Source organism: Streptomyces colonosanans (genome assembly GCF_001866645.1).
Classification (GTDB): Bacteria; Actinomycetota; Actinomycetes; order Streptomycetales; family Streptomycetaceae; genus Streptomyces; species Streptomyces colonosanans.
Genome location: NZ_MLYP01000102.1, coordinates 1 through 16,565, shown reverse-complemented (window position 1 = coordinate 16,565; position 16,565 = coordinate 1). Strand labels below are relative to the sequence as shown.

Below are 16,565 nucleotides of genomic sequence, written 5' to 3'. Positions count from 1 at the left end.
CCTCACCGCCACCGCCTGCAACTCCGGGTCGTCCGGCTCCTCCGACATGAAGGTGGGTCTGTCGGTCTCCACCCTTAACAATCCCTTCTTCGTGCAGCTGAAGGCGGGCGCCCAGGCGGAGGCCAAGAAGGAGGGCGTCTCCCTCACCGTCACCGACGCCCAGAACGACGCCTCTCAGCAGAGCAACCAGATCCAGAACTTCACCAGCCAGAACGTGAAGTCGATGATCATCAACCCGGTGGACTCCGACGCCGCGGGCCCGGCCGTCAAGGCCGCCAACAACGCGAACATCCCGGTCGTCGCCGCCGACCGCACCGTCAACAAGGCCGACGTCGCCACCACCGTCGCCTCGGACAACGTCGAGGGCGGCAAGCTCGCCGCCAAGACGATCGCCGAAGCGATCGGCGGCAAGGGCACCATCCTGGTCCTGCAGGGCACCACCGGCACCTCGGCCGCCAACGAGCGCGGCAAGGGCTTCACCGAGGGTCTGAAGGCCTACCCGGGCATCAAGGTCGTCGCCTCGCAGCCGGCCGACTTCGACCGCACCAAGGGCCTGGACGTCACCACCAACCTGCTGCAGGCGCACCCCGGCGTGAACGGCGTCTTCGCGCAGAACGACGAGATGGCGCTCGGCGCGATCAAGGCCCTGGGCAGCAAGGCCGGCAAGTCGGTCAAGGTCGTCGGCTTCGACGGCACCCCGGACGGTCTGACGGCGGTCAAGGACGGCACGCTGTTGGCCTCGGTGGCGCAGCAGCCGAAGCTGCTGGGCGAGCTGGCCGTGCAGAACGCCGTCAAGGCCGCCAAGGGCGAGAAGATCGACGCCACGGTCAAGGTCCCGGTCAAGGTCGTCACCAAGGACAACGTCGCCGGGTTCGCCGGCTGATCCCGCGCCCGTCCGGTCGCCATGGCCGCGGATCGCGCGCGACGTGCGGCCCGCGGCGATGGCCCCGGTTCCGACCGCTGTAGGGATCCTCGGGGTCCGTTGATCCATGGGGTCCGTTGGGATCCGTAGGGAGACACTTCATGTACGACTTCGACCTTCTGGTCGTGGGATCGGCCAACGCCGACCTGGTGATCGGGGTCGAGCGGCGGCCCGCGGCCGGGGAGACCGTGCTCGGCTCCGACCTGGTCGTCCACCCGGGCGGCAAGGGCGCGAACCAGGCGGTGGCCGCCGCGCGCCTCGGTGCCCGTACGGCGCTGCTGGCCCGGGTCGGCGACGACGCGCACGGCCGGCTGCTGCTGGACGCGCAGCGCGAGGCCGGCGTCGACAGCGTGGGGGTCCTGGTCGGTGGGGCGCCCACCGGGGTGGCTCTGATCACCGTGGATCCGTCGGGGGACAACAGCATCGTGGTGTCGCCGGGAGCCAACGGGCGCCTCGCTCCGGAGGACGTCCGGGCCGCGGCCGGGCTGCTACGCGCCTCGCGCGTGGTCTCGGCGCAGTTGGAGATCCCGCTGGAGACGGTCCTGCAGGTCGTACGGAACCTGCCGTCCGGCACCCGCTTCGTACTGAACCCGTCGCCGCCGAGGCCGCTGCCCTCCGAGGTGCTGGCGGCATGCGACCCGCTGATCGTGAACGAGCACGAGGCGCAGGTCATCGCGGGCGGTGAGCTGGGCGGTTCGCCCGAGGACTGGGCGCGGGCGCTGCTGGCCCTCGGCCCCCGCTCCGTCGTGGTGACCCTGGGCGCGGAGGGCGCCCTGGTGGCGTCCGGCGAGACCATGACCCGGGTGCCGTCCGTGAAGGTGGATGCGGTGGACACCACGGGTGCGGGCGACGCGTTCACGGCGGCGCTGGCGTATCGGCTGGGCGCGGGCGCCTCGCTGCCGGAGGCGGCGGCGTACGCGGCGCGGGTGGGCGCGGCGGCGGTCACACGGCCCGGCGCGCAGGAGTCCTACCCGACCGCGGAGGAGGTCGCGGCGCTGTGAGGAAGACCGGAATTCTGAACCGTCACCTCGCGGGCGCGCTCGCGGAGTTGGGGCACGGCGACGGGGTGCTGGTGTGCGACGCGGGCATGCCGATCCCGGCGGGCCCGCGGGTGGTGGACCTGGCGTTCCGCGCCGGGGTGCCGTCGTTCGCCGAGGTCCTGGACGGACTGCTGGACGAACTGGTGGTCGAGGGCGCGACGGCGGCGCACGAGGTCCGGGACGCGAACCCGGAAGCCTCCGCGTTGCTGGACGGCCGCTTCCCGGGCCTGGAGCTGGTCGCGCACGAGGAGCTGAAGGCGATGACGGCGGGCGCGCGTCTGGTCGTCCGCACGGGCGAGGCCCGCCCGTACGCGAACGTGCTGCTGCGCTGCGGGGTCTTCTTCTGACGCGGCGTTCATTGACGTACTTCGAGGGGCTCGGTCCGTGGACCGCGCCCCTCGGCCATTACCCGCTGGGCATCAATGCGGGTCGGCGTCGACGGCGTCCTCGGGACGGGCGACCTCCTGCAGGCAACGTGAGTGGATCGTGCCCTGCGGAGCCAAGCCACGGTCGGGCTGTGCGGACACCGCGGGTGGGCCACGTCCACGGATGTGGTCCGCGACGGCTGTTCGCCGGTAGGGGTACCCGCAGGGTGTGACACTTCTTCCGAATGTGTCACACCCTGCGGGTACCCCACCCCCGCGGACGCAGCGCGCGTCACTCACGCGTCGTCGTTCGACGCCACGACCAGCCGCGCCAGCCGTGCTCCGCGACTGTCCGCGACTCTCTTGACGTCCCGCAGCGACTCGCTGAGCCGCCGGGCCAGGTAGTGCAGCTCCACCGCGGTCACGCCGTGCTCCGTCAGGAGTGCGTCGGCATGGCCGAGTAGTTCGCCCGCCATGCCGAGCTGCACACTCTCGATCTGGTCCGCGACACGCGATACGTAGCCTGCGCCGCCGCCCACGAGGTAACAGGGCTTGCCCTCCGCGCTCGTCCAGGGCAACAGGCGTCCGGCCGCCAAGTGCTCGAAAGGTCCGTCGCTCACGCGCCCATCTCCGTACGGTCTGCCAACGTCAGCCTGCTTTCTCCAAGTTGGCCACGCCTCCGGGTTGATCACATCGGCCGCGTCCGCGCAGGGTGGGATACCGGCCGAGATGTGACACATCCGGAAAATGTGTCATATCCGTGGATACCCCTACCGACGGACAGCCACCGTGCACCGCCTCCACGGACGTGGCACTGCGCTCTGTAGCGAATCACTCACAGACTGACGTCGACAGTGGCTACGCTTCCAGTACCCGAGGGTTGACATCGCGCCCGTCAGAACAGGGAGTTGGCCGCATGGAGGAACGCCGTACGTCTCGGACGCCGCGTCAGAAGTACGGGGAGGAACTGAGGCTGCGGCGGACAGCGGCCCATCTCACCCAGGAGGAGCTGGGCAATCAGGTCGTGTGCTCGCCCACGTTGATCAGTCACTTCGAGGCGGGCAGGCGGCTTCCGAAGCCCGACGACGCACAACGGATCGACCGGGCGCTGGAGACGGACGGGTTTTTCGCGCGGTGGCTTGAGGATCTCGAGTCGAAGTACACCGACCATTTCGCTGCAGTTGCCGAGCTGGAGCAACATGCGACGCTCATCCAGCAGTTCGCGCTGACACTCGTTCCCGGTGTGCTCCAGACCGACGACTACGCGCGTGCCCTTTTCCGTGCCTACCGGCCGAACCACACCGCTGACGAACTTGACGAGGCCGTTGTCATCCGAACAAAGCGCCGCCGCATTCTCGACGGACCCGCGCAGCCTGTCGTCTGGACGCTGCTCGATGAGGCCGTTCTCCGGCGCCGCGTCGGCGGACCCCAGGTCATGGCGGAGCAGTTGCGCCGGATCGCGGGCATGGCCGAGGCGGGACGACTGCGTCTTCACGTACTGCCGTACGGCGTAGGGGCACACGCGCTCATGCAGAGTCTGCTCACGCTTATGAACTTCGAGGACTCTGCCCCGGCGGCCTACGTCGAGGGCTTCCTGACCGGGAACCTGATGGACGATCCGGCTCTGGTGAGCGCCTGTCACACGGCCTACGCTCTGGCCCTGAGCGACGCGTTGTCGCAACAGGAGTCACTGGCCCTCGTCAGAGCGGCAGCGGAGGAACACGCACATGGTCAGCAGTGAGCACACCGTCTCCGACTCGTCCACACTCACCGGGTGGTACAAGTCAATCCATAGCGGCGGCGATCAGGGCGAATGCCTCGAGGTAGCCCGTGGTCACGCCCGCGTGCCCGTCCGCGACAGCAAGGCCGTCACGGGCCCGGCTGTGATCTTCTCGGCGGATGGCTGGACGTCGTTCGTGACCGCCGTCAAGGAGGGACGCATCGGCGGCTGAACCGCACGGCGTGCCCGAGAGGCGGAAGTCACGGGTGGCGCGTAGGGTCCGTGCGCATGAAGCTGGCGTTCTCCACCCTCGGCGTCCCCGGCCTGCCCATCCAGGATGTGGTCCGGCTCGCGGCCACGCACGGCTACCACGGTGTCGAACTGCGCGCGCACCCGGAGGAGCCGGTGCACCCGGGCATCGGAGCCGCCCAACGGGCCGAGGTGGCTGATGAGTTCAGGGGTGCCGGGATCGAGATCCTGGCGGTTGCGGGCTACGCGCGGGTGGCCGCGCCCGGTGACGACGGACCCGTGCTCGCCCAGGTCCGCGCACTCCTCGACCTCGCCCACGACGTCGGCGCCCCCTACATCCGCGTCTTCCCCGGCGGTGGGACCGAACAGCGCCCCGAGGCGGCCGACGCCAACGCCGTACGGCGCCTGGGCGCCGCCGCCGAGTACGCCGCCGAGCTGGGCGTACGGATCCTGCTGGAGACCCACGACTCGCACCGCACCGGCGCCGACGCGGCCCGCGTGCTGGGTGCGGTCGGCGACCGGCACGTGGGCGCCCTGTGGGACGTGATGCACACCTGGCTGGGCCGCGAGCAGCCGCAGGAGTCGTATACGGCCCTGGCCCCGTATCTCGGCTATGTACAGGTCAAGGACATCGCGTCCGCCGACGACACCACCCCGCTGCCGCTCGGCGCGGGCGTCCTTCCGCTCACCGAGTGCGTGGACATCCTCTCCCGGCACGGCTGGGACGGCTGGCTGTGCTGGGAGTACGAGAAGCGGTGGTACGAGAGGGCGGCGCCACTGCCGGAGTTGCTGGGGCCGGGCCGGCGGCACCTGGCACGGCTGCTCAACGAGTCGGCATGACCGTACCTACCGCACCGTCTCCCTCTCCGCCAGAACCGACTTCCTCACCCTGGCCTCCAGTCGGCCGCGGCACTCCGGCCACTCCTCCGCCGTGATCGAGTAGATCGCGGTGTCCCGGAGGCGGTTCTCGTCCCCCGGCGTCCGGGAGCGGGACCAGTTGCGCAGTACGCCCTCGAGGCGGGCGCCGACGCTCTCGATGGCCGCGCGGGAGCGGCCGTTGCGGGCGTCGCTCAGCAGGTCGACGCGGGAGACGCCCCACTCCTCGAACGCGTGCCGGAACAGCAGCAGTTTGGACTCCGCGTTGATGCCCGTGCCCTGGGCCGACCGGGCGAGCCAGGTGAACCCCACCTCGATCGCGTCGAGTTGGTCCTCCGACAGCCAGCATCGCGGCTCACAGTACGAGGTGGTGCCGACCACCCGCCCGGTGGCGACGGAGATCTGGGCATACGGCGCGAGCCGTCCCGCGGCGGCACGGGTGAGGTGTGCCTCGATATAGTCGCCGACCTCATGGACCCGGGGCACGCTCGTGAACGCGTACGTGCCCCGGTCCTCCTCCGCCGCCACCGCCAGGTCGGCCGCATGCCGGTGCTCCAGCGGTTCCAGGCGCACGAGCGCGCCCTCCATTACGGGCCCCTCCAGGATGAACGTCACGGCCGGAGTCTCCCGCACCCCTCCGACGGCGTCGAACGGATTTCCCAGCCGGCCTGGTCTCCGCGCGGTTACCGAACGGCCTGCTGCCGACGATCGCCGCGTGGCGCGTCAGCCGGCGCTTCGCCGTGCTCACCGCCGCCGGGCGCCACCGGAACGCTCGTGTCCGCCCGGGCCTTCGCCGGTGCCAGGGACGTCAGCGCCACCCCGCCCACCAGCAGCGCCGCCGCACCCCAGCGCAGAAGGCTCACCGACTCGCCGAGGAACAGCGCCGCGGACGACATGCCGAAGACCGGGACGAGGAGCGAGAACGGGGCGACCGTGGACGCCGGATGGCGGCGCAGCAGCCAGCCCCAGGCGCCGAAGCCGAAGACCGTGGTGATCCAGGCGACGTAGAGGATGATGCCTGCGCCCTGCCAGTCGAGGGCGCGCAGCGCGGCCAGGTCGCGGGAGGGGCCCTCCGTGAGGAGGGAGAGGCCGAGCAGGGGCAGGACCGGAACTGTGCTCACCCACACCATGAAGTTCAGGGAGTCCGGCGGGGACGCCTTGCGGGTGAGCACGTTGGACACGCCCCAGCAGGCCGCCGCCGCGATCACCAGGGCGAACGCGCCGAGCGGGCCGGCCGTGCCCTCGTCGACGGCCGCGAGCGCGACACCGCCGAGGGCCACCGCCATGCCCAGCACGCGCAGGCGCGTGGGGCGCTCGCCGAGGGCCACGAAGGCGATGAGGGCCGTGAAGACGGCCTGGATCTGCAGCACCAGGGAGGACAGTCCGGCGGGCATGCCCGCGTCCATGCCGATGAACAGCAGCCCGAACTTGGCGACGCCGAGGACGAGCCCCACGCCCACGATCCACTTCCACGCCACCTTCGGGCGGCCGACGAAGAACACGGCGGGGACGGCCGCGGCCAGGAAGCGCAGGGCCGAGAACAGCAGCGGCGGGAAGTGGCCGAGGCCGACCTCGATGACCGTGAAGTTCACGCCCCAGACAGCAGCGACGAGAACGGCGAGAGTGAGGTGTGCGGGTCGCATGCGTCGAGGATCACGCCTCATGACTGTGAAGCACCAGCGATGATTGCTGCATGGTTGGATGAAGCATTGCTAATCATGGGAGCCCCGCATGCTCGATCTCCAGCGTCTGCGCGCCCTGCACGCCGTCTCCGTCCACGGCACGGTCGGCGCCGCCGCCACCGCGCTCGGATATACCCCGTCCGCCGTCTCCCAGCAGATCGCCAAACTGGAGCGGGAGACCAGGACCGTACTGCTTGAACGGGAGGGGCGCGGGGTGCGACTCACCCCGGAGGCCCATCAACTCGCCGCCACCGCACAGGAGTTGCTGGCGATCGTGGAGCGGGCCGAGACCGAGCTGGAAGAGCGGCGCGGGCTGCCCGCCGGCCGGCTGACCGTGGCCGCGTTCGCCTCGGCCGCACGCGGGCTGCTGCCTTCCGTCCTCGCCGCCCTCGCCGCACGCCACCCCGCCCTGGACGCCCGGTTGTCCGAGGTCGACCCGCATCTGTCCGTCGACCTCGTCACCAAGGGCATGGTCGACCTCGCGGTCGTGCACGACTGGGACATCGCGCCACTGCCCGTCCCGCCGGGGATCGAGCAGGCGGTCATCGGTGACGACCTGTGCGATCTGCTCGTCCCCGTGGGGCATCCCTTCGCGGGCCGCTCCTGCGTGCGGCGCGAGGAGCTGGGCGGCGAGCGGTGGGTCTGCCAGCCGCCGGGCCGGGTCTGCCACGAGTGGCTCGTACGGACCCTGCGCGCCGCCGGCCACAAGCCGGACCTCGTCCACCAGGCCGAGGAGAACCCGACCCTGGTCGCGCTCGTCGCCGCCGGGCTCGGCATCGCCCTCATCCCCCGCCTCGGCCGGGGCCCGCTGTCCGAGGGCGTCGTCGAGGTCCCGCTCGACCCGATGCCCGTACGCCGGCTGTATGCCCTGTGGCGCACGGGTGCGGCCCGGCGGCCGACGATCGCGGAGACCGTACGCTCCCTGCAGGAGTTCTGGCCCGAGGCGGCGGCGCACGAGTCCCGCTGATCCCACGCGTCCCGACTTCCGGCAACCGGCCGGTTCCGGGGAACCCGGCCGGGTCCCCCGCCGTCCCATCGCCAAGCTGCCGGATGAGTCTCCGCGGTGCGGTGTCGGCCTCGCTGCCGGCTGCGATCGCTGACCACCCTCTCCGCCGCACGCGGCCGGCAGCCCACCGCCATCGGCGCGCCCCCCTCCACAGCGCCGATGGCGGTCCCCCGCCCATTACTGCGCAGTGCCTTGACCGGCAGAAACTTTCTGGATATTGGTTGCCCCTTGGAAGTTTCCTTCAGCGATCTCCTCCGGAAGGAGCGCATGTGCACGACTCCGGCACGGGAAGCAGCAGACACCCCTCCAGACGTACGGTCCTCGCCGCCACCGCAGGCGTGGCCGCGACCCTCGCCCTCGCCCCGAACACCGCCCTGGCCGCCGGGAACGACGACAAGCGGCTCGAGGCCCTCATCTCCCGCATGACGCTCGAAGAGAAGGTCGGCCAACTCTTCGTGATGCGGGTCTACGGCCATTCGGCCACCGATCCCGACCAGGCCGACATCGACGCCAACTTGAAGGAGATCGGCGTACGGACGGCCGCCGAGCTCATCGCCAAGTACCGCGTCGGCGGCATCATCTACTTCGCCTGGGCGCACAACACCCGCAACCCGCATCAGATCGCGGACCTGTCGAACGGCATCCAGCGGGCCTCCCTCAGCCAGTCCCACGGACTGCCCGTACTCATCGCCACGGACCAGGAACACGGGATAGTCGCACGCGTGGGCAAGCCCGCCAGCCTCTTCCCGGGCGCGATGGCGATCGGCGCGTCCGGCTCCCGCGCCGGCGCCCGTACGCTCGGCCGGATCTCCGGCGCGGAACTGCGCGCCCTCGGCATCCTCCAGGACTACGGCACGGACGCCGATGTGAACGTCAACCCGGCCAACCCGGTGATCGGCGTGCGGTCCTTCGGCGCCGACCCGGACGCGGTGGCCGACCTGGTGGCGGCGGAGGTCTCCGGCTACCAGAACTCCGGCGTCGCGGCGACCGCCAAGCACTTCCCGGGCCACGGCGACACGGCCGTCGACAGCCACTTCGGCTTCCCGGTCATCACGCACAGCCGCGAGGTGTGGGACAAGCTCGACGCGGTGCCCTTCCGGGCGGCGATCCGCGCCGGAATCGACTCGATCATGACCGCGCACATCATGGTCCCCGCGCTCGACGACTCCGGCGACCCGGCGACGCTGTCGCACCCGATCCTCACCGGCATCCTGCGCGAGGAACTGGGCTACGACGGGGTCGTGGTGACGGACTCGCTGGGCATGGACGGCGTACGCCAGAAGTACGGCGACGACCGCGTGCCCGTGCTCGCGCTCAAGGCCGGCGTCGACCAGCTGCTCAACCCGCCCTCCCTGGACATCGCGTGGAACGCGGTGCTGCAGGCCGTGCGGAACGGCGAGCTGGCCGAGGCCCGGCTCGACGAGTCGATCCTGCGCGTCCTCAGGCTGAAGGCGAAGCTGGGACTGCTCGATCAGCCCTACGTCACCGCCGAGGGCGTCGACAAGGCCGTCGGCGTCCCCGAGCACCTGCGCGCCGCGGACCGCGTCGCGGACGGTACGACCACCCTGCTGGTCAACAAGCAGGGCCTGCTGCCGCTGTCCCGCCGTACGCATCCCAGGCTGCTGGTCGTCGGGGCGGACCCGGCGTCGCCGTCCGGCACCGACGGACCGCCCACTACAGTGCTGGCGAACGCCCTCACCGGTCTGGGCTTCACGGCGACCGCGCGGTCCACGGGCACGGCGCCGTCACCGGCGGCGATCGCGGGCGCGGTGGCGGCGGCGCAGAACGCGGACGCGGTCGTCGTGGGCACGTACAACGTGAGCGCGACCAGCTCCCAGCGGACCCTGGTGGCCCAACTGGCCGCCACCGGGAAACCGGTGATCGCGGTCGCCATCCGGAACCCGTACGACGTCGCTCATCTCCCGGACGTATCGGGGTACTTGGCGGCCTACTCCTGGACGGACGTCGAACTGCGCGCGGCGGCACGGGTGATCGCGGGGCAGGTGAAGCCGCGCGGCAAGCTGCCGGTGCCGGTGCAACGGGCGGACGACCCGGAGCAGACGCTGTATCCCCTCGGGTACGGGCTGTCGTACTAGCGGTACGAACGGAGTCGGACACACCGCACCCAAATACGGCAAAGCACCCCGTATGTCTGGCGTGGATCGTGACCGCGGTCCACGCTGGACGGGAAACCTACGGGCTGTGCCCGGCCGGTGCGCTCACCGGCCGGGCACAGCCCGTAGGTCACGGACGCAGCGCGGGCTCGCGTTCCACGTCCCGGCGGTCCAGCTTCGCGTCGTACGCCGCCAGCGGCTTCGCCGCCGACGGGTTCGACTGGACGGTCGGGGACGCCACGCCCGCCCAGTCCAGGATGCGGGCCGTGGCCAGGGCCTTCTCCCGGGGCACCAGGCCCGCGACGTTCGCACCGTGGTTCATCCCCGGCGCCGTGAAGACGTAGGAGTCACGGGCGCCCGCTTCCGGTGCCCCATCAGCACAAAATCCAGCCCGAGTCGACCGACGCCGGCCCCACCGATCCTCGGACCCGTACGCAGCGATGGCCGACGTGCGCGGTCACCGGTCCGGCGTGATGCCCGTAGCGCCCCCTGTCGGCCACGGCGCGGCTGCCGCGCGCCTGCACGCTGACCGTCATCGGCTTCGGGGCGGACGCCCTCTTCGCCACAGTCATCGCGCACACATAGCCGTTGCGCTTGTAGACCCACACGGAGCCGGTGGAGAACGAGAGCGTACGGACCTTCCGTCCGGGGCAGGAGCCGGCCGCCTCGGCGTGCCCCGGGCTCGCCACCGCGAGCAGCCCGGACACCGTCAGCACGGCCAGGCCCGTCGCCAGGCGCCGGCATATCCCACGGCTGTCCACTGTCACCCCTCCCAGACCGCAGACCCCAACCGTACTGATGTACGGACGCCTGGCGTACGGCGGACGGTTGCATGACGAACCCCGGCGAAGCCCCGGGGGCGACGAGGAGGATCCGCGCCCTCACACCGAAGAGCCGACGGGTTCCTCCGGCTCCGGCGCGCCCACGAAGGTCCGCCACAGCCGCGCGTACCTGCCGCCCCGTGCCAGCAGTTCCTCGTGCGTACCGTCCTCCGCGACCCGGCCGTGGTCCATGACCACGACCCGGTCCGCACGGGCGGCCGTCGTCAGGCGGTGGGCGACGACGAGCGAGGTACGGCGGCCGGCGAGGCGGTCCGTCGCCTGGTTGACCTGCGCCTCGGTGGCCAGGTCCAGCGCGGCGGTCGCCTCGTCGAGCAGCAGGACGTCGGGGTCGACCAGTTCCGCGCGGGCCAGGGCGATCAGCTGCCGCTGCCCGGCGGACAGATTGCGTCCGCGCTCGGCGACCTCGTGCAGATAGCCGCCCTCCAACCCGGCGATCATCTCGTGCGCGCCGACCGCCCGCGCCGCCCTCTCCACCTCGGCATCCGTCGCGTCCGGGCGCCCGTAGGCGATGGCGTCCCGGACGGTACCCGGGAACAGATACGCCTCCTGCGGGACGACACCGAGCCGGTGCCGGTACGAGGTGAGGTCGAGGGACCGCAGATCGGCGCCGTCGACCAGCACCCGGCCGCGCGTGGGGTCGTAGAACCGGGCGACCAGCTTCACCAGCGTCGACTTGCCCGCCCCCGTCTCGCCGACGAAGGCGACGGTCTGCCCGGCGGGGATCTTCAGGTCGACTCCGCCGATGGCCTCCTCGTCGTCGCCGTACGCGAAGCCGACGCCCTCGAAGGTGATCTCACCGCGCAGCGACGGCACCTCGACCGGCTCGTCGGCCGCCTTCGTGGTGGTCGGCTCCCGGAGCAGTTCCTGAATGCGGCCCAGCGACACCGTGGCCTGCTGGTACCCGTCGAAGACCTGCGAGAGCTGCTGCACCGGCGCGAAGAACAGGTCGATGTACAGCAGGTAGGCGACCAGCGCGCCGGTCGTCAGCGTCCCGGCCTCCACCCGGTGCGCGCCCACGACCAGGACGGCGGCCGCGGCCACCGAGGACAGCAGCTGGACGAAGGGGAAGTACACGGAGATCAGCCGCTGTCCGCGGATCCGCGCCTGGCGATAGCCGTCACTGCCCGCCGCGAACTTGCGCCCGCCGTCCCGCTCGCGCCGGAAGGCCTGCAGGATCCGCAGCCCGGCCACCGACTCCTGGAGGTCCGCGTTGACCCCCGAGACCCGCTCACGGGCGAGTTCGTACGCCTTCACGCTCGCCCTGCGGAAGAAGAAGGTCGCCACGATCAGCGGTGGCAGCGTGCAGAAGACGACGAGCGCGAGCTGTACGTCGATCACCAGCAGGACGGCCATGATGCCGAAGAAGGTGACGACGGAGACGAAGGCGGTGACGAGACCGGTCTGCAGGAACGTCGACAGCGCGTCGACGTCGGTCGTCATCCGCGTCATGATCCGGCCGGTCAGTTCCCGCTCGTAGTAGTCGAGTCCGAGCCGCTGGAGCTGGGCGAAGATCTTCAGCCTCAGGGAGTAGAGGACGCGTTCGCCGGTCCGTCCCGTCATCCGTGTCTCGCCGAACTGTGCCGCCCACTGGACGAGGACGGTGAGCAGCGCGAGCAGGGACGCGGCCCAGACCGCGCCGAGGGCCATCCGGGAGACGCCCTGGTCGATGCCGTGCCGCACCAGGATCGGCAGCAGCAGGCCCATGCCCGCGTCGACGGCGACGAGGGCGAGGCTGGCCAGCAGGGGCAGGCCGAAGCCGCGCAGCAGCCGGGCGAGGCCGTAGGACTCCTCCGGCCGGACCGCGCGCGCCTCGTCGATGTCGGGGGTGTCGGTGGCGGGGGGCAGCTGCTCGACCTGGGCGAGCAGCTCGGGGGTCGCCGGGGTCCCGGTCAGCGCGTGGTCCTTGGGCTCGCGGTCGCCGGTCCACAGGTGCGGGGTCACCCCGCGCTCGGCGTCGAACTCGGCGTCCAGTTCCTCCCGGACGGTCGTGTCCTCCTGGGGGGCGGAAGGCTGGGCGTGGCCGGGGGAGACACCGCCGAGTTCGTCGGGGTCGGTGAGCAGGCGCCGGTAGAGAGGGGACCGCTCCTGGAGTTCCTCGTGGGTGCCGATGTCGGCGAGGCGGCCGGCGTCGAGGACGGCGATGCGGTCGGCGAGGTTGAGCGTCGAGCGCCGGTGGGCTATCAGCAGTGTCGTGCGGCCCTCCATGACCTGCTTCAGCGCCTCGTGGATCTCGTGCTCGACCTGGGCGTCCACCGCCGAGGTGGCGTCGTCGAGGACCAGCAGCCGCGGGTCGGTGAGGATCGCGCGGGCGAGGGCGATGCGCTGGCGCTGGCCGCCGGAGAGGGTGAGGCCGTGCTCGCCGACCTTGGTGGCGTACCCGTCGGGCAGTTCCGCGATGAAGCGGTCGGCCTGCGCGGCGCGGGCGGCCCGTTCGATCTGCTCGTCACTCGCGTCGGGGCGGCCGTAGGCGATGTTCTCGCGGACCGTGTCGGAGAAGAGGAAGGAGTCCTCGGGGACCAGTCCGATCGCGGCGCGCAGCGACGGGAGGGTCAGCTCGCGCACGTCGTGGCCGCCGACGAGGACGGCGCCGTGCGTGACGTCGTAGAAGCGGGGCAGCAGGAGCGAAACCGTCGACTTCCCGGAGCCGGAGGAGCCGACGACGGCCAGGGTCTCGCCGGGGCGGATCTCGAAGGAGAGTCCGTCGAGGACCGGGGTCCTCTTCTTCGAGGTGCCCTCGTAGGCGAAGGAGACGTCGTCGAACTCGACGGTCGCGGGAGCGTCGGCGGGCAGGTCCTTGGTGCCGCCCTGGAGCGACGGCTCGGTGTCGATCAGCTCCAGGACGCGCTCGGCGCCCGCGCGGGCCTGCTGGCCGACGGTGAGGACCACGGCGAGCATGCGCACCGGTCCGACGAGCTGGGCGAGGTAGGAGGAGAAGGCGACGAACGTGCCGAGCGTGATGTGCCCACGCACCGCCAGCCAGCCGCCGACCGCGAGCATGGCGACCTGGCCGAGGGCGGGCACGGCCTGGAGGGCGGGGGTGAAGCGGGCGTTCATCCGGATGGTGCGCAGCCGTCCGGCGAAGAGCCGGCGCCCGACCTCGCGGAGCTTCCCGGTCTCCTGTTCCTCCTGCCCGAAGCCCTTCACCACGCGGACGCCGCTGACGGCTCCGTCGACCACGCCCGCCACGGCGGCGGCCTGGGCCTGGGCGTACCAGGTGGCCGGGTGCAGCCGGGAGCGGCTGCGTTTGGCGATGAACCACAGGGCGGGCGCGACGGCCAGCGTGACCAGCGTCAGCGGTAGCGACAGCCACGCCATGACGACCAGGGAGACCAGGAACAGCAGGACGTTCCCGATGGTCATCGGGAGCATGAAGAGCAGGCCCTGGATCAGCTGGAGGTCGCTGGTGGCCCGGCCGACGACCTGCCCGGTGGACAACTGGTCCTGACGTCGCCCGTCGAGCCGCGTGATCGTCCCGTACATCTCCGTACGCAGGTCGTGCTGGACGTCGAGGGCGAGCCGGCCTCCGTAGTAGCGCCGGATGTAGGTGAGGACGTAGACGAGGACGGCCGCGCCGACGAGGGCGCCGGCCCAGGGCGCCATGGAACGGCTGTGGTTCCCGATGACATCGTCGATGATCACCTTGGTGATCAGCGGGACGAGCGCCATGACGGCCATGCCGCCGAGGGAGGATCCGAGCGCGAGGACGACGTCCTTCGGGTACCGCCACGCGTACCCCGTGAGCCTGCGCGCCCAGCCGGGCCGCTCCTCCTCGTGCGCTGCCACGCCGGTCCCTTCCTGCCGTACCGATCTTCCCGTCACCACTTCACCAACACGGACGGGAGCGGATTTCATCCCTCGGTGACGTTCTCCGGCGGGGCGGGGCGGAAGGGGCCGCGGGTGGGCTCCCCGCGGATCACGGGGAGCCCGGCCGCGTCAGCCGGCGGGCACCGCCGGCACCACCTCCTGCGGCGTGCTCGTGGGCACGTACGCGGTCGCGGCGGAGGTCGTCGCCACCAGGTCCTTGTGGATGACCTTGGCCACGTTCTGGATGGTGGTGACGCCGTAGTTCATGGTGCTGTTGCCGTGGGTGAGCACGGTGATCATGTAGTCGTGCCCGGCGCCCTTGAACGTGCCGACACTGTGCACGCGCCAGCCGTGCGTGGTGCGGGGCAGCCAGCCGTTCTTGACGTGCACGGAAACGCCGGCGGGCGCACCGGCCGGAGTTCCCCAGCGCTGCGAGGAGATGACCTTCCCCATCAGCTTCTGGATGTACGCGCGGGAGTTGTCGCTCAGCACGGAGTTCTTGGCCGTGATGAGCTTGAGTAGCTTCTGCTCGTCCTGCACGGTGATCTGGGTCAGCCCCCAGTAGCCGTTCGCGCCCGGCCTGGTCTGGGTCATGCCCGCGGCCGCGAGGAAGCCCTTGATCTTCGTCAGGCCCAACTGCTTCCACAGCGCACTGGTGGGGTCGTTGTCCGACTTGGTGATCATGGCCGTGGCCAGGCTGTCCTCACGGCTCGTCAGATAGCGGTTGTGCTTCTTGGCGTCCCACAGCAGGGTGGCGAGCACGGTGACCTTGACCACGCTCGCCGAGTCGAAGGCGCTGGTGCTGCGCAGCGAGCAGGTGGTGTTGGTGCTGCGGTCGTAGAGGCCGACCGCGATGGTCCCCTTGCGGGTGGCGAGGGCCGCGGTGATGTCCTTCTTCAGTTTGGCGGCCAGGCCCGCCTTGCCCGACGTACAGCTGACGGTCGGTGTCGTGGCGGCAGCGGCGGGCGTGGCGGCGGCGACGAGCGGTATGAGCATCCCGGCGCCGAGCCCGGCCGCGAGCACACGGGCACGCCGGGACGTCCGGGACATTCCGGCCATTCGGTCAGTCATGGAGATTCCCCCTTGGGTCGAACAGAAGCGCGCCCCAGGCACGCTCGTGCTCTGTTGACTCGCGGGGATGACCGAAAGTTGTACGGCGCGCCAGGACACACGCCCGAGAGCGGATCACCCACGGCCGGCCCACCCCAGGCGGACCGGCAGCCCCCACCGGGCGATGAGTCTCGCCAGGCGCCGGCCCCCGGCCGACAGTCCCCTGGTGTGTCGCGGCTCCCGACCACTCGGGCCGAGGGCCGCGGCCCTACCCGCCCGCACCGAAGCAGCGCCGCTCGCCGCCCCGTACGAGGCAGGCGCGCACGCCGTCCAGGTCGCCGCGGCCGGCGGCGACCATGGGTACATACCTGTATCCCGCGTACGGCAGGCCGTCCGTGTCGCGGTGCACCTGGCAGGCGTGGTCCTCGCCGGCTTTCGCCACGAACGCCCCCTTCTTCGGCTTCGTTGCGGAAGCCTGTGCCGGGACGCCTCGGCCGTCCCGTGCCCCGCCGCCGTCCCCATGCGCTGCCCATACCAACGCGACCAGGGCCACAACGGTCACGGCGGCCGCCGACGCGACGGCGAGGACTCGCCTCCGCCGTCCGTGCCGCGCGCCGTCGTCGGCCGGTGCGGCGGCCCGTCCTCGGGGGGAAGGACGGGCCGTCGCGTCAGCCCAGGTGCGTCGGCGCGAACATCCGCAGGAGCGCCGGGAGGACGACCACCGAAGGTCCGGGCTCGGCCAACGCCTTCGCCAGGTCGCTCTCCAGCGTCTCGGGGGTCGTACGGATGCCCGGCACGCCGAAGGACTCCGCCAGGGCCGCGTAGTCCGGGCGGGTCAACTCCGTCGCCGTCGTCTGGCCGAAGGCGTCCGTCATGTACTCGCGCAGGATGCCGT

General features: G+C 71.3%; 15 protein-coding genes and 2 pseudogenes. 8 read left to right on the top strand and 9 right to left on the bottom strand.

All coding sequences use genetic code 11. From position 1 onward, the window contains the following. Nucleotides 1-16 precede the first annotated feature (16 nt). From BIV24_RS36615 to rbsD, 3 genes and pseudogenes are all read left to right on the top strand, one after another. Nucleotides 17-883: pseudogene (locus tag BIV24_RS36615) on the top strand (D-ribose ABC transporter substrate-binding protein); the annotation flags it as partial. Between the two features lie 140 nt (nt 884-1,023). Continuing rightward, on the top strand, nt 1,024-1,923 hold the full coding sequence (locus BIV24_RS29415; protein WP_071369514.1) for a ribokinase: 900 nt from the start codon (nt 1,024-1,026) through the stop codon (nt 1,921-1,923). Next, a complete protein-coding gene (rbsD, locus tag BIV24_RS29410; RefSeq protein WP_071369513.1) occupies nt 1,920-2,309 on the top strand; it encodes a D-ribose pyranase in 390 nt (129 codons plus the stop codon). Before BIV24_RS29415 ends, rbsD begins: the two co-directional genes overlap by 4 nt. 314 nt (nt 2,310-2,623) lie before the next feature. On the opposite strand, the gene BIV24_RS29405 is transcribed toward rbsD, so the two are convergent. After that, on the bottom strand, nt 2,624-2,947 hold the full coding sequence (locus BIV24_RS29405; RefSeq protein ID WP_245766995.1) for a hypothetical protein: 324 nt from the start codon (nt 2,945-2,947) through the stop codon (nt 2,624-2,626). Between the two features lie 296 nt (nt 2,948-3,243). Here BIV24_RS29405 and BIV24_RS29400 point away from each other — a divergent pair, with 296 nt between their 5' ends. Genes BIV24_RS29400 through BIV24_RS29390 form a run of 3 tightly spaced genes read left to right on the top strand, consistent with a single transcriptional unit; the run spans nt 3,244 to nt 5,136 of the window. Further along, the gene (locus tag BIV24_RS29400) at nt 3,244-4,068 is read left to right on the top strand and encodes a helix-turn-helix domain-containing protein (RefSeq protein WP_071369512.1); all 825 of its coding nucleotides are present in this window, start codon (nt 3,244-3,246) and stop codon (nt 4,066-4,068) included. After that, nucleotides 4,055-4,279, top strand: coding sequence for a DUF397 domain-containing protein (locus tag BIV24_RS29395; protein WP_071369511.1), 225 nt, complete (start codon nt 4,055-4,057; stop codon nt 4,277-4,279). The genes BIV24_RS29400 and BIV24_RS29395 overlap by 14 nt, the downstream gene beginning before the upstream one ends. A 56-nt stretch (nt 4,280-4,335) precedes the next feature. Further along, nucleotides 4,336-5,136, top strand: coding sequence for a sugar phosphate isomerase/epimerase family protein (locus tag BIV24_RS29390; protein WP_177198864.1), 801 nt, complete (start codon nt 4,336-4,338; stop codon nt 5,134-5,136). A 6-nt stretch (nt 5,137-5,142) separates the two neighbouring features. On the opposite strand, the gene BIV24_RS29385 is transcribed toward BIV24_RS29390, so the two are convergent. Together BIV24_RS29385 and BIV24_RS29380 are read right to left on the bottom strand one after the other, a co-directional pair. Continuing rightward, nucleotides 5,143-5,787 carry a GNAT family N-acetyltransferase gene (locus BIV24_RS29385; protein WP_071369509.1) on the bottom strand — a complete coding sequence of 215 codons (645 nt, stop codon included), beginning with the start codon at nt 5,785-5,787 and terminating at the stop codon, nt 5,143-5,145. Nucleotides 5,788-5,855: 68 nt separating this feature from the next. Continuing rightward, nucleotides 5,856-6,815, bottom strand: a complete 960-nt coding sequence (locus BIV24_RS29380) for an EamA family transporter (RefSeq protein ID WP_079168632.1) — start codon at nt 6,813-6,815, stop codon at nt 5,856-5,858. 88 nt (nt 6,816-6,903) lie between these two features. On the opposite strand from BIV24_RS29380, the gene BIV24_RS29375 reads away from it, so the two are divergent. Together BIV24_RS29375 and BIV24_RS29370 are read left to right on the top strand one after the other, a co-directional pair. Next, nucleotides 6,904-7,821 carry a LysR family transcriptional regulator gene (locus tag BIV24_RS29375; protein ID WP_071369508.1) on the top strand — a complete coding sequence of 306 codons (918 nt, stop codon included), beginning with the start codon at nt 6,904-6,906 and terminating at the stop codon, nt 7,819-7,821. Nucleotides 7,822-8,129: 308 nt separating this feature from the next. Beyond that, nucleotides 8,130-9,956 (top strand): glycoside hydrolase family 3 protein, encoded by a 1,827-nt coding sequence (locus tag BIV24_RS29370; RefSeq protein WP_071369507.1) that lies wholly within the window; start codon nt 8,130-8,132, stop codon nt 9,954-9,956. 148 nt (nt 9,957-10,104) lie between these two features. Here BIV24_RS29370 and BIV24_RS29365 read toward each other — a convergent pair. The 6 genes and pseudogenes from BIV24_RS29365 to BIV24_RS29345 form a co-directional block, all read right to left on the bottom strand. Continuing rightward, nucleotides 10,105-10,407 (bottom strand): annotated as a pseudogene (locus BIV24_RS29365) (aminopeptidase); the annotation flags it as partial. Then, nucleotides 10,349-10,735, bottom strand: a complete 387-nt coding sequence (locus tag BIV24_RS29360) for a hypothetical protein (protein ID WP_071369505.1) — start codon at nt 10,733-10,735, stop codon at nt 10,349-10,351. The gene BIV24_RS29360 and the pseudogene BIV24_RS29365, both read right to left, overlap by 59 nt. Before the next feature lie 120 nt (nt 10,736-10,855). After that, nucleotides 10,856-14,668: an ABC transporter ATP-binding protein gene (locus tag BIV24_RS29355; protein WP_079168631.1), complete on the bottom strand. Its 3,813-nt coding sequence runs from the start codon at nt 14,666-14,668 to the stop codon at nt 10,856-10,858. A gap of 81 nt (nt 14,669-14,749) precedes the next feature. Beyond that, nucleotides 14,750-15,616: a serine hydrolase gene (locus BIV24_RS29350; protein WP_177198867.1), complete on the bottom strand. Its 867-nt coding sequence runs from the start codon at nt 15,614-15,616 to the stop codon at nt 14,750-14,752. A 322-nt stretch (nt 15,617-15,938) separates the two neighbouring features. Further along, nucleotides 15,939-16,112 carry a hypothetical protein gene (locus tag BIV24_RS34695; protein ID WP_177198863.1) on the bottom strand — a complete coding sequence of 58 codons (174 nt, stop codon included), beginning with the start codon at nt 16,110-16,112 and terminating at the stop codon, nt 15,939-15,941. A 226-nt stretch (nt 16,113-16,338) separates the two neighbouring features. Beyond that, nucleotides 16,339-16,565: thiamine pyrophosphate-dependent enzyme (locus tag BIV24_RS29345; protein WP_245766994.1), on the bottom strand; the 227-nt coding region annotated here is incomplete at its 5' end.